The sequence below is a fragment of the Oceanicaulis sp. LC35 genome, assembly GCF_052055585.1.
Taxonomy (GTDB): domain Bacteria; phylum Pseudomonadota; class Alphaproteobacteria; order Caulobacterales; family Maricaulaceae; genus Oceanicaulis.
In genome coordinates, this window is record NZ_CP170485.1 from 718,992 (window position 1) to 740,355 (window position 21,364).

Annotated in this window: 12 protein-coding genes, 1 tRNA gene and 1 riboswitch; of the genes, 6 read left to right on the top strand and 7 right to left on the bottom strand. The window is 62.4% G+C overall.

Translation table 11 applies throughout. From position 1 onward, the window contains the following. Nucleotides 1-13 precede the first annotated feature (13 nt). Complete coding sequence (gene groL / locus ACFELO_RS03450) at nt 14-1,654, bottom strand: chaperonin GroEL (RefSeq protein ID WP_440959181.1); 1,641 nt, start codon at nt 1,652-1,654, stop codon at nt 14-16. Nucleotides 1,655-1,706: 52 nt separating this feature from the next. After that, nucleotides 1,707-1,994 (bottom strand): co-chaperone GroES, encoded by a 288-nt coding sequence (groES, locus tag ACFELO_RS03455; RefSeq protein WP_440959182.1) that lies wholly within the window; start codon nt 1,992-1,994, stop codon nt 1,707-1,709. Nucleotides 1,995-2,288: 294 nt separating this feature from the next. Here groES and ACFELO_RS03460 point away from each other — a divergent pair, with 294 nt between their 5' ends. The 3 genes from ACFELO_RS03460 to ACFELO_RS03470 all read left to right on the top strand — a co-directional run bounded on the left by ACFELO_RS03460 (nt 2,289) and on the right by ACFELO_RS03470 (nt 5,280). After that, nucleotides 2,289-2,939 carry an OmpA family protein gene (locus ACFELO_RS03460; protein WP_440959183.1) on the top strand — a complete coding sequence of 217 codons (651 nt, stop codon included), beginning with the start codon at nt 2,289-2,291 and terminating at the stop codon, nt 2,937-2,939. A 196-nt stretch (nt 2,940-3,135) separates the two neighbouring features. Next, nucleotides 3,136-4,383, top strand: coding sequence for an EAL domain-containing protein (locus ACFELO_RS03465; RefSeq protein WP_440959184.1), 1,248 nt, complete (start codon nt 3,136-3,138; stop codon nt 4,381-4,383). A 48-nt stretch (nt 4,384-4,431) separates the two neighbouring features. Beyond that, entirely contained in the window at nt 4,432-5,280 is an 849-nt protein-coding gene (locus ACFELO_RS03470) for a TIGR01459 family HAD-type hydrolase (protein ID WP_440959185.1), read from the top strand. Here ACFELO_RS03470 and ACFELO_RS03475 read toward each other — a convergent pair whose 3' ends face one another. Beyond that, the gene (locus tag ACFELO_RS03475; RefSeq protein ID WP_440959186.1) at nt 5,281-6,003 is read right to left on the bottom strand and encodes an SIMPL domain-containing protein; all 723 of its coding nucleotides are present in this window, start codon (nt 6,001-6,003) and stop codon (nt 5,281-5,283) included. Between the two features lie 179 nt (nt 6,004-6,182). Between ACFELO_RS03475 and ACFELO_RS03480 the strand changes: the two genes are divergently transcribed. Further along, nucleotides 6,183-6,259 (top strand) — tRNA-Ile (locus ACFELO_RS03480). A gap of 3 nt (nt 6,260-6,262) precedes the next feature. Here the strand turns inward: ACFELO_RS03480 and ACFELO_RS03485 are convergent. The 3 genes from ACFELO_RS03485 to ACFELO_RS03495 all read right to left on the bottom strand — a co-directional run bounded on the left by ACFELO_RS03485 (nt 6,263) and on the right by ACFELO_RS03495 (nt 9,260). Continuing rightward, nucleotides 6,263-6,835, bottom strand: coding sequence for an alpha-ketoglutarate-dependent dioxygenase AlkB (locus tag ACFELO_RS03485; protein WP_440959187.1), 573 nt, complete (start codon nt 6,833-6,835; stop codon nt 6,263-6,265). Beyond that, complete coding sequence (locus tag ACFELO_RS03490; protein ID WP_440959886.1) at nt 6,832-8,211, bottom strand: M24 family metallopeptidase; 1,380 nt, start codon at nt 8,209-8,211, stop codon at nt 6,832-6,834. The genes ACFELO_RS03485 and ACFELO_RS03490 overlap by 4 nt, the downstream gene beginning before the upstream one ends. Nucleotides 8,212-8,330: 119 nt before the next feature. After that, nucleotides 8,331-9,260: a LysR family transcriptional regulator gene (locus ACFELO_RS03495; RefSeq protein WP_440959188.1), complete on the bottom strand. Its 930-nt coding sequence runs from the start codon at nt 9,258-9,260 to the stop codon at nt 8,331-8,333. 734 nt (nt 9,261-9,994) lie between these two features. Between ACFELO_RS03495 and ACFELO_RS03500 the strand changes: the two genes are divergently transcribed. Continuing rightward, entirely contained in the window at nt 9,995-17,875 is a 7,881-nt protein-coding gene (locus ACFELO_RS03500) for a Calx-beta domain-containing protein (RefSeq protein ID WP_440959189.1), read from the top strand. A gap of 66 nt (nt 17,876-17,941) precedes the next feature. After that, nucleotides 17,942-18,116, top strand: a riboswitch (yybP-ykoY riboswitch). Nucleotides 18,117-18,131: 15 nt separating this feature from the next. Then, a complete protein-coding gene (locus ACFELO_RS03505) occupies nt 18,132-18,716 on the top strand; it encodes a TMEM165/GDT1 family protein (RefSeq protein ID WP_440959887.1) in 585 nt (194 codons plus the stop codon). A gap of 63 nt (nt 18,717-18,779) precedes the next feature. Here the strand turns inward: ACFELO_RS03505 and ACFELO_RS03510 are convergent, their stop codons facing one another. Continuing rightward, nucleotides 18,780-21,287 carry a TonB-dependent receptor plug domain-containing protein gene (locus ACFELO_RS03510; protein ID WP_440959190.1) on the bottom strand — a complete coding sequence of 836 codons (2,508 nt, stop codon included), beginning with the start codon at nt 21,285-21,287 and terminating at the stop codon, nt 18,780-18,782. Nucleotides 21,288-21,364: the final 77 nt, after the last annotated feature.

Sequence of the window (21,364 nt, forward strand, 5' to 3'; positions counted from 1 at the left end):
GTGCAAGCGGAGCTTAGAAGCCCATGCCGCCCATGCCGCCCATGTCCGGAGCCGCCGGAGCGCCGCCGTCTTTCTTGGGCTTTTCAGCAATCGCCGCTTCGGTGGTGATCAGCAGGGAGGCGACGGAAGCCGCGTCCTGCAGAGCGATGCGGGAGACCTTCACCGGGTCGATGACGCCGGATTTCACCAGGTCTTCGTATTCGCCGGTCTGAGCGTTGTAGCCGAAGTTCACATCGGAGCTTTCGAGCACTTTGCCCACCACGATGGAGCCTTCAACGCCAGCGTTCTCGGAGATCTGGCGGATCGGAGCCTGCAGCGCGCGCGCCACGATGGCGACGCCCTGGTTCTGGTCTTCGTTGTCGCCGGTCACGCCATCAAGAACCTTGGAGGCTTTCAGCAGCGCGATGCCGCCGCCCGGAACGATGCCTTCTTCCACCGCAGCGCGGGTGGCGTTCAGGGCGTCGTCGACGCGGTCCTTGCGCTCTTTCACTTCGATTTCCGAAGCGCCGCCGACCTTGATCACCGCAACGCCGCCAGCCAGCTTGGCCAGACGCTCTTGCAGCTTCTCTTTGTCGTAATCAGAGGAGGTGTCCTCGATCTGACGACGGATCTGGTTCACGCGGCCTTCGATGGCTTCTTTCTCACCTGCGCCGTCCACGATGGTGGTGTCGTCTTTGGTGATGTTGACCTTCTTGGCGGTGCCCAGCATGTCGAGCGAGACGTTCTCGAGCTTGATGCCGAGATCCTCGGAGACGACCTGACCGCCGGTGAGGACGGCGATGTCTTCGAGCATGGCCTTGCGACGATCGCCGAAGCCCGGAGCCTTGACGGCTGCGATTTTCAGGCCGCCACGCAGCTTGTTGACCACCAGGGTCGCCAGCGCTTCGCCTTCAACATCTTCTGCAATGATCAGCAGCGGACGGTTGGACTGGACGACAGCTTCGAGGACCGGAAGCATCGGCTGCAGGGAAGACAGTTTCTTCTCGAACAGCAGGATGAACGGGTCTTCAAGGTCGGCCACCATCTTGTCGGCGTCGGTGATGAAGTACGGCGACAGGTAGCCGCGGTCGAACTGCATGCCTTCCACGACGTCGAGCTCGGTCGCCAGCGACTTGGCTTCCTCGACGGTGATCACGCCTTCATTGCCGACTTTCTCCATGGCGTTGGCGATCATCTCGCCAATTTCTTTTTCGCCGTTTGCGGAGATGGTGCCGACTTGCGCGACTTCAGACGAACCCTTGATCGGGGTCGCGGTGGATTTCAGCTGCTCGATGACCAGGGCCACGGCCTTGTCGATGCCGCGCTTGAGGTCCATCGGGTTCATGCCGGCGGCGACAGACTTCATGCCTTCGCGCACGATGGCCTGGGCCAGAACGGTTGCGGTGGTGGTGCCGTCGCCCGCTTCGTCATTGGTGCGGGAAGCGACTTCGCGCACCATCTGGGCGCCCATGTTCTCGAACTTGTCTTCGAGTTCGATTTCCTTCGCCACGGACACGCCGTCCTTGGTGGTGCGCGGTGCGCCGAAGGATTTCTCGATCACCACATTGCGGCCTTTCGGGCCCAGGGTGACTTTCACGGCGTCGGCGAGGATATCCACGCCCTTGAGCATTTTTTCGCGGGCGGAAGCGCCGAACTTAACGTCTTTGGCAGCCATTGTTCGTCCCTATCTTTGAGTAGATGTCAGTCTTTGAGCGAATGCGCGGCGATTAGCCGATCACGCCCAGGATGTCGGACTCTTTCATGATCAGCAGATCCTGACCTTCCAGAGCGATCTCGGTGCCGGACCATTTGCCGAACAGGATGCGGTCGCCGACCTTGACGTCCATGGCGATCAGCTCGCCCTTGTCGTCACGGGCGCCCGGGCCCACAGCCACGATTTCACCTTCTTGCGGTTTTTCCTTGGCGGTGTCGGGAATGATGATGCCGCCAGCGGTCTTGGATTCTTCCTCGACGCGCTTCACCACAACGCGGTCCTGGAGAGGACGAAAGTTCATTGCCGGTACTCCGTTTTTGAGCTTTGGCTCGTGTGAGAACTGTTTGAGCGGACCAGGGGGCGAGGGCGTTAGCACTCTCTTGCCCTGGCTGCTAACAGCGGCGGAGGTAAGAGGCTGGGCGCGAGGCGTCAAGAGCGTCGGGCGACATTTTTCCGCCCATATTTTCAGCTTCTTCGGCGCTGGTTCAGACTGCGTTCATGCGCCCGTCGCGCATAGTTGTTAAGATAGAGCTATCTAGACGTGGAACTTTCAGAGTAGTTCTGCGTTTTAGGGGACGCTTACGGGAGAGATTTGATGTTTCGTTCTTTGATCGCTGCTGCTCTGGCGCTTGGCCTGGCAGCTGCATGCACCACCACCGACCAGTACGGCAACGTGACCCGCAACAACACCGGCACCGGCATTCTCGCCGGCGCAGCCGCTGGCGCCCTTCTGGGCACGCTGGCGGGCGGTGATGACCGTCGCAACGCCCTGATTGGCGCAGGCGTGGGCGCCCTCGCGGGCGGCGGCGTCGGCAATTATATGGACCGCCAGGAAAACGCGTTCCGCGAACGCCTTCGTGGTTCGGGCGTGACCGTGCGTCGCGTCGGCAATGACCTGTATCTGGTGATGCCGGGCGATGTGACCTTCGCCACCAACTCCGCTCAGATCGATGGCCGTTTCGGTCCGGTCCTGAACGATGTGGCTGACGTGCTGATGACCTATCCGGCCACCTATGTGGACGTGATCGGCCATGCCGACAGCGTGGGCGACGCCACCTACAACCAGACCCTGTCCGAGCGCCGGGCCAGCTCTGTCGCCGCCGAGCTGATTGCACGCGGCGTCATGCGCGACCGCCTGTATGTGGCCGGCATGGGCGAAAGCCAGCCGATCGCCTCCAACGACACCGACTCCGGCCGTGCGGCCAACCGTCGGGTCGAGATCAAGATCGCCCCGCACACCTCGTAAGCCACGAGGCGGGAGACCGCGATTAACCGAAGGCGCGTCCGCATGTGCGGGCGCGCCTTTGTTTTTTCCGTTTGTCCACGGCTCACAGCGTTAACGTTCTGACAAGTCCGGTTAACGCAGCTTATGATCGCTGAAATGAGTGTGATTCGTTGCGCTTAGGCCGAGCGGGCCAAAGCAGCGACATTCAGGAGCGACGATGCCGCGCGCAAGCGACATATTGGTGATCTTAACCTATGCGATGGTCGCCATCGTCGCCGCGCTCGCGTTTGACCGGTTCGGGCTGATGTCGGCCGAGCTCGCCTGGATGATGGGCGCGCTGGTCTTCCTGATTGGCGGGCAGGTCCACGCCTCGGTCGCCCGCGCTGAAGAGCGCAAGGTCTTTGAAGACGAGATCCACCAGCTCAAGGCCGCAAACCTGACCATGCTGGATGAGTTGAGTGCGGCGCAGGACCGGATCGACGCGCTGGCGGAGACCGCCACGGCCAGCCCGTCAGCGCCGGTAGTTGAAGCGCCTGCCGCCCTTGAGCTCAACCAGCCACTTGCCGCGTCCAGCGGCGATGCGCATGGCGCCGATGAGCGTCTGGTTGCAGAAATCCTTGCCAGGCTTGACGGCGGTCGGGGCGCTCCGATGGAAGCCCAGGCCCCGGATGCGGCCGATCTGGTGCGCCGGGCGCTCGATGATAACCGCGTCGATCTGTATCTCCAGCCGGTCGTCGGCCTGCCCCAGCGTCGCACCTATTTCTACGAAGGTTATACTCGCATCCGTGACGAGAGCGGGCAGGTCATTGCGCCGGTCACTTTCCTGAAGGCGGCGGAAGAAGCGGGTCTCATCACGGATGTGGACAATCTTCTGCTGCTGCGTTGCGTGCAGATCGTACGCCGCCTGACCAAATCCGACCGCCGTGTCGGCGTGTTCTGCAATGTCTCGATCCGCTCGCTTGCCGATGAAGATTTCTTCCCGGCCTTCCTCGATTTCCTGCGCCGCAATTCCGATCTGGCGGGCGCGCTGATCTTTGAAATGCCGCGCGCCCAGTTCGAGAACCGTTCCGCGCTCGCCGCTCGCAACATGGCGCGTCTGGCCGATTTCGGCTTTCGCTTCTCGATTGATCAGGTCAATGACCTCAACATTGATCTCGCCGAGCTGCAACGCGCGGGCGTGCGCTTCATCAAGGTGGCGGGTGACCGCCTGATCGCCGCCGCCCATGGCGCCGAGCCCATCGCCGGGCGTGAGCCGGGCGCCCTGCGTCCTGAAGACGTGGCGGGCCTGTTTGCGCGTTATGGCGTGGATCTGGTGGCCGAGAAGATTGAATCTGAAAGCACCGTGGTCGAGGTTCTCGACCTCGATGTCGCCTACGCTCAGGGCCATCTCTTCGGTGCGCCGCGTCCGGTGCGCGATGAAGTGATCAGCGAAGCGGACAACAAGCTCCGCCGCGCCGCGGGCTAAGCCGATTTAGCCGTTGACCGTCTGGCGGGGCTCACCTAGTCCACAGCCATGACCCAATTCCCCCGCCTTTCCGACCTCGCCGCCGATTACGACGCCATACTGTGTGATGTCTGGGGCGTCATCCGTGATGGCTCCGACCTTCTGCCCGAAGCGCTCGACGCCCTGCGCCAGTATCGCGCCCAGGGCGGGGTGGTGGTCCTCGTCTCCAATTCGCCACGCCGGGCCGCCTCGCTGGAAACCTTCCTGCATCAGATGGGGGCGGGCGAGGATGTGTGGGACGCAGCAGTCAGCTCGGGCGAGGCGACCCATGCGCTTTTAAAGACGCGCGCGCCGGGCCCGGCCTTCAAGCTGGGGCCGGATACCGATGATGCGCTCTATCGCGATACGGGGCTGGAGTTTGCGAAACTGGAAGACGCCGCCTTCATCTCCTGCACGGGCCTGTTTGACTGGTCCAAAGAGACGCCGGAGGACTATACGGACCTTCTGACCGAGGCGAAATTGCGTCGGCTCGACATGATCTGCGCCAATCCCGACATCGTGGTCCAGTTCGGCGACGGGCTGCGTTATTGCGCGGGAGCGCTGGCGGCGAAATACGAGGCGCTGGGCGGCAGGGTGATCATGGCGGGCAAACCCCATCCGCCGATCTATGACCTCGCTTATCGCGAGATCGAGCGCCTGCGCGGTGAAGCCGTGGACAAGGCCCGCATTCTGGCGATTGGTGATGGCCCGATCACCGATATCAAGGGCGCGCAGGCCGAGGGCGTGGATGCCCTGTTCATTGCGGGCGGCATTCTGGCTGAGCAGTTCGGCGGCGCCTTTGACGCTGACAAAGCGGCCGCCCTCCTGAAGGAAGACGGCCACGATGCGCGCTATTGTGCGCCCAAGCTGGTCTGGTGATCAGCCGTCGATTTCCCAGGCGCCGTTGACGGTGATGGACACCACCAGCTCGCCGCCCGAAACCGGGGTAGCGCTGTCTTCCATGACCATGGCGCGCGAGAACATCACCGGCTGGGGCGCATAGCCGCCGCTTTCAGAGAAGTTCAGAAGGCGAGTCACGCTGAAACCGGCCGCTTCCGCGTACAGGTCGCGGGTCGCGTATAGCTCGGCCACCGCGCGGCGACGCGCTTCGGCTTCGGCCTCATCGGCTTCAGAGCTTGAGAAGGTGACGCCGTTAAGCGAGTTGGCGCCCGCCTCGAACAGGGCGTCAATCGCCGGGCCGACAGCGTCCACCCCGCGCACCAGTGCGGTCACGGTGTTCTGGGCGCTATAGCCGGTGATCTGGCGCGTGCCGCCATCGCGCGACGAAACCTGCGAATAGATCGGGCTGACATTGAGCTGGCTGGTCTGGATGTCGCGCGCTTCAACACCGGCTTCATCAAGCGCCGCGAACACTGCCTGCATGCGTTGGGAATTGGCGCGCAGGGCCTCGGCTGCGGTGCGGGCCTCGGTCACCACGCCCGCAGAGACCTGAGCCTGGTCCGGGCTGATGCGAACTTCGCCCGTGGCGGACAGGTTCAGTTGCGCGATCTGTTGCTCGGCGGGGGCGGTCTGCGCCAGCGCCTGCGCGGGCAGGACGGTGGAGCCCAGCAGGGCGACGGTCAGAAATGCGGTGCGGATCATAATAGCTCTCCCAGTGTGTGTTTAACCAATCAAAGCGCCGACAAGCGACAGGGTCATGACCGAAACGCGGTTCTTTGATGGCCGTTCCCTGAACATCCGTTCAGCTGCGCTTCGCCGTCATCCCTGCTTTGCCAAGTTCGCTTCACGCGCTATCAAACACACAAGCTGATTTTCTCAGCGGGCCTGTAGCTCAATTGGTTAGAGCCGGCGGCTCATAACCGCTTGGTTGGGGGTTCGAGTCCCTCCGGGCCCACCATTTCTAACTTTTTCTATTCATGAGTTTCATCGTCCGGAAGGTCAGGGATACGCGGCGAGTTCTGGGCTGGCGCACGCCCTTGATCACATCAGACTTTCGGGCCGGGATGGCATGGGTCCAGTCATAGCGGGCTTCGCCGGACAGGATGAGGAGTGAGCGGGGTTCCAGTCGCAGACTGATACGATCATCCGTGTGCGTGTTCCGTAGCTCCATCTGCGCGCCGCCCGTCAGGCTGAGGGAGGCGATGGCGGGACCAAAGCAGGGCGCGCAATCGATATGGGCCGATATGCCTTGCCCTGGGTCATATTCATTGATGATGACCTGATCGGGGATGGCGTCAAACTCGGATATTTGAGCGATGTTGTGAGCGAGGGGCGCGAGCCAGTCAGGCAGCGGCCCGAGCCGCATATCCGGGCTCACGGTCCGGGCGCGGTAATCATAGCTCCAGCCATAGTGCTGGACCCGGCGTTTCAGGTCAGAGCGCCAGGGCTGGCCATCCACCGTCGCAAGCAAGTCTTCAGCCGTTTGGCTGGAGAGATAGGGATCCAGAAGTCGTGCGCCGTGAGGGGGCTTCATTGCCCCGAACCGATGAGTGTCAGCTCGGTCTGGCGGCCGTCCAGAAAGCGCACGGTTTCACCGTCGAAGAAGGCGTCCTCCTCGGTGCGGAAATCCACCACCTGGCCGCCCCATTCGGGCACGGCGTTGTAAGAGGTCAGCTCGATGGACCATGCGGTGTCAGCGTTGATCAATCCTGCGCCGCGCGGATCGGCGTCCTGATTGTCCCAGAAGCCGATGGCCGGGCCGGCGCCATGGCCGTGCGTGCCGATGGGGTGGGAATAGATCGACGGGTCGAGCCCTTCCGCAATCGCCTGCGCCCGCGCCCGCGCCAGAACCTCATTGCCGCTCAACCCGGTTTCAAAGTGCGACATCAGAATGTCCTGAACCCGGTTGCTGGCGGCGAGGCCTTGCCGCAGCCCTTCGGGCGCTTCGGTCTCGCCGGGCTTGAGCACATAGGCGAGATGCTGGGTGTCGGTGTTCAGACGTAGATAGGTGATACCGAAATCGGTCCACAGAAGATCGCCCGGCTCGATCACGGTATCGCCGCCCAGCATGGTGTCGGCGCCTTCGCGCTGGATGCCGATGGAGGGGTGGAACCAGGGCGTCAGGCCCAGACGGGACAATTCCTCGCGATACCACCAGACCACGTCATCGGCGGTGGTCACCCCCGGCGTGATGACTTCATTGGAAAACGCGCGCCCGATCAGGGCGTGGGCGATCCGCACCACGCCGGGATAGATCTCCACTTCCGACGGCGTGCGGGTTTCAAGCCAGCGCACGGCCAGCGTTTCTCCGGACATGATCCGCTCTTGGTAAGCGTCGGGAAGGGCGCTGGTCATGAGCCGGTACTGGCTCAGCGTCATGCCGTCGCCAAAGGCGGTCATGTCCGAATAGTTGATGGCGATATTGGCGGGGTCGCGCTCGACGATGATGTCGGCGACAGCCTGCCATTGATCGGGTTCCTCGTCCGGATTCCAGGACGGCTCGAACAGGCCGGCGAGGCCATAGCGGCTGACCGTCAGCCGCTCGATGGGCTGGCCGTCGCCGGGGTCGGAGAAGATGAGGATGGTGCGACGGCGTGCGGCCATGCTGCGCGCATCGAGCAGGCTTTCCACTACCGGCTCCTCGAAATATTCCCGCGACATCAGCACCCACATGGGCACGCCCTGTTCGCGCATGATCTGCGGGATGATGGTGTCCAACCGCTCCTCGAGAATGCGGTCGATCACCACGGCCCTCTCGCGCAGGGGCAGGATGGGCGGAAGCCCGGGATGGCTGTGCTCGACCTCGCTCATGGGAAAAACGGGCGGCGACTGGGTCTGCGCGACTGCCGGAGCCCCCGTCATGAGTATGGCCAGCACCGTCGTCAGTGCGCTGGCGAGGGGCGTAATCATAAAGGGCATGGCTCGCGCTTTCGGGTTTCGTGACGCTGGGTCCGGGGTGGAAAGCATAATCGCGGCGCGAAAGGCGGAATGTCCAGTAGCGTACGGGTCTTTTGCGATCGGTGTGCCGACTACGTCGCCGCTTGCGCTGCAGCCGCCGCCTGCCGGAGGGCGACGGCGATTTCTGCTCGCAGCCATTTATGGGCGGGATCATTGGTGTGGCTGGATTTCCAGGTCATGTAGATACGCTCTTCGGGATAGTCGAAGGGCAGGTCGTAGATCGCCAGCGGATAATTGCGCGAGATCGCCCGGGCGAAGGCGGTCGGCATGATCGCAACCAGATCCGTCGTCATCAGGATGTGCGGGAAGGACCAGAACTTGGAGACCGAATAGGCGACGTGTCGCTGGATATCGAACCGGCGCAGCGCCTCGTCCAGCCTGGACAACGCCCGCACCTGCGGGAGTAGCGCCACATGGCCGAGCTTGCGGAAATGATCGAGCGTAAACTCGCCCTCGATGTCTGGGTGATCCTTGCGCGCGACCATCGACAGGTGCACGGGCGCGAGCGCCTCACACTGTGTCTCGCGACTGTCCAGCATGAAGCCCGAAATCACCAGATCCAGCGATCCGTCATTCAGCCCCTCGTTCATGGGCGTGTTCAGAATACCCAGATTTTCAATCGAGACCGTCTTGAACTTCTGGATCTGACGGATCACGTGCGGCATCACGATGGGCTCCATAGCATCCAGCACGACGATGCGGAAATGCCGGCTTGTGCTTGCAGGATCAAAGTGCTCCTCGGGCGCCACGCCGTTCTGGATCAACTGCAAGGCGTCGCGCACCGGCCCGATCATCTGGACGGCCCGTGTGGTCGGCTCCACGCCGCGACCGGCGCGCACGAAAAGCGGATCATCGAGACTTTCCCGCAGGCGCCGCAGGGCGTTCGAGATGGTGGGCTGGCTCATTCCCAGTCGGCGGGCGGCCTGGGAAATGTTGGCGCACGAATAGACCGCTTCGAAGACCACCAGCAGGTTCAGATCCAGGTTCTTCAGGTTCGCCAACGACTTGCCTCCACAGAACTATTTCGAAAATGAATGTACTTCATTTGAATTATTTGGCTATCAAGTCGTTTAAACTTTGTAAAGGATTGCGCGCGGCGGAGAGCGCCTCGCAGACGCTTCTGAGGGGGGAGTGACGCGGTGCGGCCCGCTCAAGGGTAGCAAGAGCAAGTAAGAACATGAAAAGTCAGGGGTCTGTGACACCGGGCGGCGCAAAGCCGTTTTCCGGAGCGGGGGAAGTTTGCGCCAGCGTCAAGCGCGCGTTCACGCTTGCATCGCGCACGCTGGCGCTGGCCGTGTTCGGAGCGGGCGTGACGGCCGCGGCTGCACAGGCTCAAGGTTGGAGCAACCCGTCCGTCAGCCTGTCTCTGCCGTCCGACGACAGGTGCGTCGCCGGCCCATACAGCAACTCTAGCTACACAGAAGTGCGGGCCCAATGGACGGCCTACAACACCAACCCCAGTGGCGGCGATGAGCTTCGGCTTGTCACCTGGGATGAACGCGATTCTTCGGCCGCGATAGAATCCACTGTGCCTAATGCAGGCCCGGGTCAGCTGGCGCAGCAGACCCATACCCGTAACCAGTTTAATACCCGCTTGGTGGCGGGTAGATATCTGTACTACGGCCTCAGTGGCGATTGGGCGTCGGGAAGCATCCGGTCCTGGAACCAGCCGCCCACCAGCCCACCGGACGTATCCGCTCCGGCGGACGGAGTGGCCGGCTACACGAGTCTGGACATGACGACAGACCCCGATTGCGTCCCCCGGCCTGAAATAGAAGTTACCGGCGACGGCTGGAACATCGCCGATGGCGACAGCTCCCCGCGGGCGCTCGACCATACGGATTTCGGCTCGGTTGATGTGAGTGGCGTCCAGACCTTCCGGACCTTCACCGTGACCAATTCAGGCACCGGCACACTGACCCTTGGCAGCAATGCGGCCAGCCTTTCTGGCCCTGCAGCCGCTGACTATGTGATCACCTCGCAACCCGCGACGAGCCTGGCGCCAGGCGGCACAACTACGGTCGTGATCCGGTTCGATCCGTCCGCCGCCGGGACGCGTAGCGCCACCCTGACAATCGCCAACAATGATAGCGATGAGTCCCCGTTCAATTTCGCCATTCAGGGGACCGGTGTGGTTCCTCCAAGCGTCACGCTGTCGGTCTCGACCATCAGTGCGTCCGAAGGCGACGGCTCGGTGGTGCTGACGGCGACGCAGTCCAGCGCGACTGTGCAAGCGACCACGGTCAATCTTTCCTATTCGGGGACGGCCAGCGGATCCGGCGTCGATTTTACGGGCCCTGCCAGCATCACCATCCCCGCCAACGCGACCTCGCAAACGGCCCAGATCAGCTTTGTGGACGATACGGTTGATGAGGATGACGAGACGATCATCGTCGATATCGCGTCAGTGTCTGGCGGGAACAGCGCGATCGAGGACGGCGTTCAGCAACAAACAATCACGCTCACCGACAATGACGCCGCACCAACGATCAGCATCGCTGACGCTGAAGATACGGAAGGGAGCGGCGCCCTCGACTTTGTCGTCTCACTGAACGCCGCATCGACCCGAACGGTCACGGTTGTCTACGCGACAAGCAATTGGACCGCCTCCGCCGGAACGGACTACACGGCGGCAACGGGCACGGTGACCTTCAACCCCGGCGAGACGAGCAAGTCCGTCTCCGTCACTCTGATCGACGATGGGGTGGTCGAAAGCGATGAATGGGTGACGGTGATGCTGTCATCGCCCACGAACGCGACGATTGCTGACTCCAGCGCCACGGGCACGATCCTCGATGACGATCAGCATTCCGACGTGACGCTGTCGGTCTCCACCATCAGCGCGTCCGAAGGCGATGGCTCCGTGGTCCTGACGGCGACAAAGTCGAGCGCGACATCAGAAGCGACCATCGTCAATCTCTCATATTCGGGCACCGCGAACGGATCCGGCATCGATTATACCGGCCCCGCCAGCATCACCATCCCGGCCAACGCGACCAGCCAAACCGCCCAGATCAGTTTTGTGGACGATGCTGCCGATGAGAGTGACGAGACAATCCATGTCGACATCGCCTCAGTCACCGGCGGAAACGGGGCGACCGAGGACGGCGTCCAGCAAGTAACGATCACGCTCACGGACAATGACGCTGCACCCACGATCAGTGTCGCTGACGATGAGGAACTGGAAGCGAACGGCGCGCTTGATTTTGTCGTCACGCTCAGCGCTGCGTCGACCCAAGCGATCCTGGTCGATTACGCCACAAGCAACTGGACCGCGTCTTCGGGAACGGACTACACGGCGGCTTCAGGCACGCTGACCTTCGCCCCCGGCCAAACGAGCAAATCCATCCCCGTCACTCTGCTCGATGATGGGGTGGTCGAACGCGATGAATGGGTGACGTTGACCCTGTCATCGCCCACGAACGCGACGATTGCTGACTCCAGTGCGCGGGGCACAATCACGAACGATGACACTGCGACGCTCTCGATCGCAGATGTCCAGAACCAGGAGGGGGCAGGGCTGACCTTCACCCTCACCCTAAGCGCGCCGGTGGACACCGATATTCGCTATAAGGCCAGTACCACGGACGGGACGGCGATTGCGGGGGATGATTACACCGCGCTCGGTAGTGGGTCTCTGCGCACCATTTCCGCAGGTGATCAAACGGTGAGCCTGCCGGTGACGATTGCTGATGATGGGCTTCCCGAAGCGGACGAGACCTTCACGGTGACGTTGTTTGATCTCGACCCTGCGAGCCGTGATGTGACGCTGGGCGACGCCAGCGCTACGGGCACGATCCTCAATGACGACCAGTATCCTGATGTGACGCTCTCCGCCTCGCCGACGACCCTTGCGGAAAACGGCGGGACGAGCACGCTGACCGCCACACTGTCCGCCATCTGGAGCCAGGACGTCACTGTGGCGCTGGCCTATTCCAATGCCAACGCCACCGGCCCGGCCTCCATCGTGGTGCCTGCGGGTGACCTGACCGCAACCGGGACCGTGACCGCGGTCGATAACGCCATTGATGAACCCGATCGCACGGTCGAGGTGTCGGTGGATTCCGTCACCAACGGGGTTGAGGACGGCGTGCAGGCGGTGACGCTGACGCTGACCGATGACGAAGGCGCGCCGAGCCTGTCCATTGCGGACGTGTCGCTGAACGAGGGTGCGTCTGGAACAAAGGCGATGACCTTCACCGCCACGCTTTCAACTGCGTCGGCGCAGACGGTCACGGTCGATTATGCGACCTCGAGCGGCACAGCGACCGCCAATGTCGACTTCGACACGGCGACCGGCACGCTCAACTTCGCGCCAGGGCAAACCCAGCAGACGTTTGATGTGACGATTAACAGCGAGAACCGAGTTGAGCTCGACGAAACCTTCACGGTCACCCTGTCCTCGCCGACCAACGCGACCATCGCCGACGCGACCGCGACCGGTACGATCCTGAACGACGATGCCGCGACGATCTCCATCGCCGATGGTCAGCGCCTTGAAGGGGATGCCTCTGACAATTCGCTGAACCTGTTGGTGTCGATGAGTGCGCCTGTGGACGTGTCCATATCGCTGACAGCCACGACATCGGATGGCACGGCGACGGCGCCTGCGGATTATCACGCAGTGTCCGCCGCATCCTATTCGATCTCCGATGGCCAGATGGGACGTTTCATTCCGGTCAGCACCAAGGCCGACACTGAGTTCGAGCCGGACGAAACCTTTACGCTGACGCTTGCTGATCTCGATGCGTCCGGCCGCGCCGTGACCTTCTCCGACGCGACGGCGACAGTCACCATTCGCAATGATGACGCCGCCCCTGAAGTGACGCTCTCTGCTTCGCCGACAACCATCGCGGAAAACGCCGGGACGAGCACGCTGACCGCCACGCTGTCTGCGACTTCGACCGAGGATGTCACTGTGACGCTGGCCTATTCCAATGCCAACGCCACCGGCCCGGCCTCCATCGTGGTCCCGGCGGGAGACCTGACGGCGACGGCGACTGTGACAGCGGTGGATAACGCCATCGATGAACCCGATCGCACGATCGAGGTCTCTGTGGATTCCGTGACAAACGGGACCGAGAACGGCGTGCAGGCGGTGACGCTGACGCTGACCGACGACGAAGGGGCGCCCAGCCTCTCCATTGCGGATGTGTCGCTGAGCGAAGGCGCATCCGGGACGAGCACAATGACCTTCACGGTCAGCCTGTCGGCGACGTCAGGCCAGACGGTGACGGTCGACTATGCGACTTCAGACGGTACGGCCACGGCCGGGGCGGATTACACCGCCGCCTCGGGGACGCTCACCTTTACCCCGGGCCAGACCCAGCAGACCTTTGACGTCACGGTCAGCGGGGACAATGTGGTGGAGCTGACCGAAACCTTCACCGTCACCCTCTCTTCGGCGAACAATGCGGCGATTTCGGACGCCTCCGCGACCGGCACGATCACGAACGATGATTCCGCGACGCTCTCCATCGCCAATAGCGGAGTGTTTGAGACCGAAGCCGATCAGCCTGTGTCCCTGATCGCCACCCTGAGTGCGCCGGTGGATACGAGCATCAGTTTTGAAGCGAGCACCGCAGATGGTACGGCGACAGCGCCGTCCGACTATGACGCGATGGTCGACCGTTCCTGGAGCATCAATACGGGCCAGACGACCGTCAGCGTTCTCGTCAACGTCAAGGGCGACGCCGCGTTTGAGCCCAATGAGACCTTCACGGTGACGATGGCCAATCTGGCCGCGTCCGGTCGTGATGTGACGTTCGCCGACACCTCAGGCACGGTCAGCATTCTCAATAACGATTCCGCGCCCAATGTGACGCTCTCTGCTTCCCCGACGACGATTTCGGAAAATGCCGGGACGAGCACGCTGACCGCGACGCTGTCCGCGACCTCGACCGAGGACGTCACTGTGTCGCTGGCCTATTCCAATGCCAACGCCACCGGCCCGGCTTCCATCGTGGTCCCGGCGGGCGACCTGACGGCGACGGCGACCGTGACGGCGGTCGACAACACTGTCGATGAACCCGATCGCACCATCGAGGTCTCGGTGAATTCCGTGACGAACGGGACCGAGAACGGCGTGCAGGCGGTGACGCTGACGCTCACCGACGATGAGGGGGCGCCGAGCCTCTCCATTGCGGACGTCTCGATCAACGAAGGCGCGTCCGGCACGAGCACGCTGACCTTCACAGTCACACTCTCCACGGCGTCGGCGCAGACCGTCACCGTTGATTATGCAACATCCGACGGCACGGCCACGGCCGGTGCGGACTATACCGCCGCCTCGGGGACGCTCACCTTTACCCCGGCCCAGACCCAGCAGAGCTTTGACGTCACGGTCAGCGGTGATGCTGTCGTGGAAGCCAGTGAAACCATCACGGCGACCCTGTCCTCGGCGGCCAATGCTGTGATTGGAGATGCCAGCGCGACGGGCACAATCACCAATGACGATGCAGCCAGTCTGTCGATCTCCGATGTAACCCAGGCCGAGGGTGATGCGGGGACGACCGCGTTTGACTTCACGGTCAGCCTGTCCAACCCGATCGATACGTTGATCAGCGTGGACGCCGCGACCGCGGACGACAGCGCGACGACCGCAGACGGAGACTACACGGCAAACACACAGACGCTGACCTTCGCCGCCGGTGCGGTGAGCCAGACGTTCACGATCCATGTTGCGGGCGATACGGACTTTGAAAGCGATGAGGCTTTCCTGGCCCAGCTGTCCAATCTGCAAGCGGGTGGACGAAACGTGTCGATCGCTGATGCCTCGGGGCGGGGCGTGGTCCAGAACGATGACGGTTCTCCGCCGCCTTCGCTTTCGGTGGCCGATGTCGCGATCAATGAGTCCGACGCGGTGGCGACGATCCGTGTGACGCTCGATGCGCCGTCGGCGGCGCCCGTCAGCTTTAACTGGTCGACCGCGGATAACAGCGCGATTGCACCAGGCGACTATAGCGCCGTTACGAACAGGGCGGAGACCATTCCCGCGGGAACGACCCGGCTGGATCTCTCCGTCCCGATCACGGACGATGCAGAGGAAGAGCCCTCCGAGACCTTTACTGTCACGCTTTCCGGCCTTTCGGGTGCGATTGCAGCGGATAGCGAGGCGGTCGTCACCATCAACGCGAACGATATCGCCGTGCCGGATGTGACGCTCAGCACCAGCGCGCCTGATCCCGTGTCAGGACCGTTCGAAGTGGTCGTCGACTTCACAAGGCCTGTGACGGGGCTGGAGCTCGCCGACTTCACGCTCGTGAATGCGTCAGCGGTCGAGCTCACAGGTTCGGGCGAGCGTTATACACTTGTGGTCCAGCCCAGCGGCGACGGTGCGGTCAGCGTTGAGTTGCCGCAGGCTTCAGCGTACGGCTCCACGGGGCATTCCAACACCGCGTCCAATACGATTACACGGCAGGCGGATGGCACGGCGCCGGAGCTGGTGATCATGCTTCCTGGCGCAGAGACCATGGGCGAGTTCTCCGTAGACTTTGCGTTCTCGGAGACGGTCATGGGCTTTGAGCTCTCTGACATCTCGGTCACCAATGGCACGGCGAGTGATTTTGAAGGCTCGGGTGCAAATTACAGCGTTCTGGTGACGCCAACGACGGTCGGCTCGGTCGGGATCGAGGTCGGCGCGGGCGCAGGTGCGGACGAGGCCGGCAACGCCACCCTGGCGGCGACAGCCAGCATTGAGGCGTCGCCCTCGGCGAACGGGGTCACTCTGGTTCTCGCTCCCGGTCTCGGCGACCCCGGTTTGGAGGTCGATTCCTCGACGCTGACCAATCCCGGCGCCGAACCGCTCGCTTTCCTGGCCAGCGCGGATGTGAGCTGGCTCGATATCACCCCTGTGTCCGGAACGGTGCCGCCCTTTGGTTCGCTGGATCTGACAGTCGCCCTCAATGAGCTGGCGGAGAACCTCGAACCTGGCGAATACGTCGCCACGATTACCGTCGCCTCAGGATCGCGCGGGCCGGTGAACTCCACATCGGGAGACGGCTCATCCTCGCACAATGGCACGCTGGTCGATATCCCGGTCTCGCTGAACGTGGAGGCGCGCTTTGGCGACGTCACCCTGATCGTGACGACGCCCGCGGGCGCCTCGGGGAATGCAAGCTTTGGCATTGCCTCTGACATTGCGGCGTTTGACGGGCTGACCCTGACGACGAGCGGTGGGAGTGCGAGCGTCAGCACGGCGGATCTGTTGTCCGGGACCTACGCGATCGTGCAGAGCCTGCCCGTCGGCTGGCGGACGGAGTCAATGTCGTGTGCAGGCGATCTGGATGGCGGCTCCAGCTTTGACGCTGAGGCGGGAACCCTCCAGCTCGACCTCGATGCGAACGAGAGCCTAGTCTGTACGATCGAGAATGTGCGTGATGAAGACGCTGTACGCCTCGCCACGCAGCGTGCAATCCGCGGGTTCCTGGCGCGCCGCGCTGACCGGATTGTGGAGGCTGCACCCGATCTGTCGCGTCGCTTCTCCGAACGCGACAGCACACGTCGCGGGGCGTTTGGTGCAAATGTGGACGGCTCGGGCCGCTATCAGATGAACCTGGCCGGATCGCTTGCCGGTGCGCGCGGCGCAGCGGCAGCGGCCACACCGGACATTGCGGGTGTGACCAATTATGAGCGACCCGTGCTTGACGGTTGGGACGTCTGGTTTGCAGCGGAAGTTTCCGGCGTAACGGATAATCGTGCAGGCGAGGGCGCCAGCTCTGATTTCGGCATCGCCCAGCTTGGGGTCGATTATCAGCTGTCCGACACGCTCATTCTCGGCGTTCTGGCGCAGTACGACTGGATGCAGGAGACGGCCGAGACGATCTTCGAGGACGCCGGAGCCATAGCGGGCGCCCGTCTGGAGGGCGAAGGCTGGATGGCGGGGCCCTATGCGGTCTGGCGCATTCGGGATTCCCTGACCCTCGACGCGACGGCCCTTTATGGTCGCTCCTCCAACCGCGTTGATCCGCTGGGCGTTTATGAGGATGAGTTTGATACCGGGCGCTACATGATCCGCGCCAATCTCACGGGCGAGTTCGCTTCGGGGGCCTGGCGCATGCGTCCCAAGGCAGGGCTCGTTCACTTTGAGGAACGCCAGGACGGGTATGTGGACAGCCTCGGCATCACGATCCCGGACCAGACTGTCAGCCTTGGCCGGCTGCACGCCGGTCCGGAACTGGCCTGGCGTCATGTCGGAACCTCGGGCGGCTGGCTGGAACTGACGACAGCAGTCAATGCGGTGTGGGACTACCAGCCCGCAGAGCTGTTCAACGAAGCCGGCCTTCTGACGGGTGGGAATGACGATCTGCGCGCGGATGCGCGGTTCGGCCTCGCCACGCAAACGCCCTGGGGCGCGCTGATCCGCCTTGAAACCGGGTTCGACGGTATCGGCATCGGCGACTTTGAAGCCAGAAGCGGCCGGTTCGAAATCCGCATTCCGTTCGGCGCTGCAGGCTCTGGCGGCGGTGCAGCGACGGGATTTGGTTCGACGCGGTTTGACGCTGGCGAGTGCGACGATCTTGCCGGAAACGGCTACGCGTTTGCCGCCGGGGTGGCGCAGGACTGCGCCTCGCACATGTATGGCGCTTCGACTGGCGCCGGTCTGGCTCGCCAATAACCGGAGGGGCGCGCTGTCTTTGAGGCGTGTTCGGGGTTGCGGTCCCGAGCGCCAGCGTGGTACTTGCCCGGCGTTACTTGGGGAGTAGCCACCGCCTCGCGGCGGATCTTCGCGTCAACATACTTGGTCGAGAGGCCATGGCGCGTTGAGAGCGGTCCTACCGTTCCGGCGAGACCAATGACACTGCGCTTCCGCACGCTGGGCGGGGAGCGTGATGTCTTTGGTTCGTTGTCAGCCCGGCCGGAATATTGATCAAGTGGAAGCTTTCCTGACCTCGACCGCGGTCGTCGCCCTTGCTGAAATCGGCGACAAGACGCAATTGCTGGCCATCGTTCTCGCGACGCGTTTCAGACAGCCGGTTCCGATCATCCTTGGCATACTGGCGGCGACGCTGGCCAATCACGCGCTTGCGGCCTTGCTGGGCTCACAGGTCGCCTCCTTGCTGGAGGGCGCCTGGTTCAGCTATCTGGTGGCCGCCTCTTTTATCGCCATGGGTTTGTGGACGCTGATCCCTGACACTCTGGATGACGAAGAGGCGCCCGCCCCGAAATTCGGCGCTTTCCTGACGACTTTTGTGGCGTTCTTCCTGGTGGAGATGGGCGACAAGACCCAGCTGGCCACGATCGCGCTCGGCGCGCGCTTTCACGATGTATTCCTTGTCGCCACAGGTACGACGCTTGGCATGATGCTCGCCAACGTGCCCGCGGTTTTCCTGGGCAATGCACTGATCCAGCGTGTGCCGCTCAATACCGTCCGCTACATCGCAGCGGGTCTGTTCATTGTGATCGGCGTCTGGATGCTGGTGGAAACGCTGGGGCTTTTGTCCAGCCCGCTTGGCTAGGGATCAGCCGTGGCGTTCTCAGGCCCCGCAGCATGGTGCTCCGGGGCCTGAAATCACTGCCTGCTAGATCCGGTAGTTGAGACCGAACCAGATGCTGCGTCCCTGCTGATACGGGTTCGTGGAGGAATAGTCCGTATTGGGCAGGTCGTTGAACAGGTTGGAGACGCGCACTTGCAGATCCACCTGGCCAAAATCCGTTTCAGGCAGGCTGTAGGTCACGTTGAAGTTCGTCCACAGCGAGGCGTCACGTGTGACGGTGTCAAAAAGATCATAACGCACGCCGTCCACGACTTCGTTCACGCCTGTATCGTCAATGATCTCGTATTCGCCGCGGTAATAGAGCCAGAGCGTGGTGCTCAGCGTGTCAGACAGCCAGCTAGACTGCAGGCTGATATTGGCTTCGAGCGGGGTGGCGAAATCTTCCTGGATCCGGATCGTTTCCAGCTCGGCCATCGAGATGATCTCGCCATTGTACAGAATGAAATCAGTCGCGAGGCCTTCAGGGTCGAGGATGTCAAAATAGCCGCCGGCATTGTCTGAACGCGAGGTCAGGTCTTCCCAGTGCACATTCGTCGACAGGGTGTGATTGCGCCAGGAGCCGACCCATTCCGCACTGATCCCCACATAGTCCTTCGCGCCTTCATTGGTCGGGAAATAGACGGTGCGCAGGAAGGTGTCGCCGTCCTGGGTCTCTTCAAGCCGTTCGCTGGGGCTGCGGACCAGTTGATCGCGATGCCAGCGTTGCACGCCCTTCAGGCGTCCGACCCCGTTCAGGAGCGGGAAGGTCAGAGCCGCCGTAAACTCGTCGCTATAGGGGGTGTCCAGCGTGCTCGGCCGGTACTGGGTCAAATGGCTGACGCGGGTCAGAACCCAGTCATCACTGCTGTAAACAAGGTCGCTGCCCGAGATCACGCCTTCGCGCTCATAGCGATAGAGGTCAGGATACTGGGAGCGGATGTCATAACCGACGAAGTCGCCCGCATAATACCGGTTGCCGCCTACAGTGAGCTGCCAGTCCGGGGTGATGGACCAGACCGCGCTCAGTCGGGGCGCGATTTCGGTGTTCTCCAGATAGTCATTGCGGGAGGCGCGCAAGCCGGCGCGAATGTCGATGGGCCCGAAGCTCTGGAAATGCTCGACCCAGGCCGAAGCCTGATTGATCTCCACATTGGCTTCATAGGCCTTGTAATCGAACCGCACTGGCAGTGCGATTTCACCATCGATACAGGCGGGATCATCCGCATCAAGGCAGACCGTATTCGGGTCATACTCGCCGCGTGAATAGGCGTAATTGTCCTGAAGGCGGGCCTTATAGGCCTCGGTGCGGGACAGCTGGGCGCCGGCGCTGAACTCGCCGCCCAGGAAGGGGCGGGTCAGGCTGGCTTCAAGCGTGTATTCGCTCTGGTCCTGGTCAAGATCGCCGAACCCGCCGACGGTGCAATTGGTCGAAGAGCAGAAATCAATGCTGGGCGCGTCCGAGCTCCAGGAGAAGTTATTGGTCGGCGCGGTGCGGCTCATGTCCGAATAGGCGTAGCTCGCCTTGATGTTCCAGACAGTCTCTCCGGTTTCGCCATCCAGCTCCAGCTTGCCCGTCAGACCACCGCCCTGGCTGACGATCAGATTATCGATGCCGTTCTGGTTGGCGGCTTCGCTCTCATAGGGGCTGTAAATCACACTGCCGGTGAGCTGCAGGGCATCAGAGAACTCATAGACGCTCTTGATCAGGAACTGGTCGCTCGTCGAGGAATGGCCCCTGAAGTTTCCGCCATAGCTTTCGTTGAGCTGGTAATCGACTTCGGAGACGGTGCGGCCAAAGCCCAGAAGAACGCTCATCTGCTCGTTGATGGGAAGATCGACCGTGCCGTGGGCGCGCCATTTGGTGAAGGTCGGCGGCGGGTTGGAATCATCGACGTCGAGGCCGTCTACATAGATGTAATCGACCAGATCATCACTTTCATATCCGATGCGAAGGCTCGCGCCGAACGTGTCGGAGGGATTGCGGACGACGGCATTGACGACGCCGCCGCTGAAATCGCCGTAACGCGCGGACACGTTGGAATCGCGCAGCTCCAGCGCGCCGATCAGGCTGGGATCCAGAAACACGCTCTGCGCGCCGGCCCCTGAGACTTCATTGTAGTTGAACGGGTTGTTTTCCGTAACGTCATGGACATTGCTGACCGACACGCCATCCAGCATGAACAGGTTGTCGTAGATCTGCCCGCCGGAGATGGAGATGTCGGATGGACGCAGGTCCTGAAGGTCCTCCTGATCGACCGAGAAATGGTTCACGCCGTGACGGACGAAGGGCGCCAGCCGCAGCACGTCCATGAGATCGCCTGAGCCTGATTCATGGTTCTCGATCGCTTGCTCGCCCACGATGGACAGGCCTGAATCGACCGCGTCAAAGCCCGTATACGCCGGTTGAGGCGCCGGGGTTTCGATCACCTCGACGGGCGCCAGCTCGACGCGGGTCTGGCCCTCTTCCTGTGCCGTGTCGTCTTCGACGGTCTGGGCGTAAGCGGGTGCTGCGGTCAATGCAGCGGCGAGCGCGAAAAATGATGCCTGTTTCATCAGGACCCCCATGGAAATGTAATACGCAGTTTTGCGTCCAATAATGAGAAGCATTCTCATAATCAAGCGGCGTTCCT

What these genes read in the sequence shown, in the direction of transcription:
- groES (WP_440959182.1), bottom strand. Translation starts at nt 1,994, where the DNA reads ATGAACTTTCGTCCTCTCCAGGACCGCGTTGTGGTGAAGCGCGTCGAG.
- ACFELO_RS03475 (WP_440959186.1), bottom strand. Translation starts at nt 6,003, where the DNA reads ATGATCCGCACCGCATTTCTGACCGTCGCCCTGCTGGGCTCCACCGTC.
- ACFELO_RS03490 (WP_440959886.1), bottom strand. Translation starts at nt 8,211, where the DNA reads ATGATTACGCCCCTCGCCAGCGCACTGACGACGGTGCTGGCCATACTC.
- groL (WP_440959181.1), bottom strand. Translation starts at nt 1,654, where the DNA reads ATGGCTGCCAAAGACGTTAAGTTCGGCGCTTCCGCCCGCGAAAAAATG.
- ACFELO_RS03500 (WP_440959189.1), top strand. Translation starts at nt 9,995, where the DNA reads ATGACGACAGACCCCGATTGCGTCCCCCGGCCTGAAATAGAAGTTACC.
- ACFELO_RS03460 (WP_440959183.1), top strand. Translation starts at nt 2,289, where the DNA reads ATGTTTCGTTCTTTGATCGCTGCTGCTCTGGCGCTTGGCCTGGCAGCT.
- ACFELO_RS03510 (WP_440959190.1), bottom strand. Translation starts at nt 21,287, where the DNA reads ATGAAACAGGCATCATTTTTCGCGCTCGCCGCTGCATTGACCGCAGCA.
- ACFELO_RS03485 (WP_440959187.1), bottom strand. Translation starts at nt 6,835, where the DNA reads ATGAAGCCCCCTCACGGCGCACGACTTCTGGATCCCTATCTCTCCAGC.
- ACFELO_RS03470 (WP_440959185.1), top strand. Translation starts at nt 4,432, where the DNA reads ATGACCCAATTCCCCCGCCTTTCCGACCTCGCCGCCGATTACGACGCC.
- ACFELO_RS03465 (WP_440959184.1), top strand. Translation starts at nt 3,136, where the DNA reads ATGCCGCGCGCAAGCGACATATTGGTGATCTTAACCTATGCGATGGTC.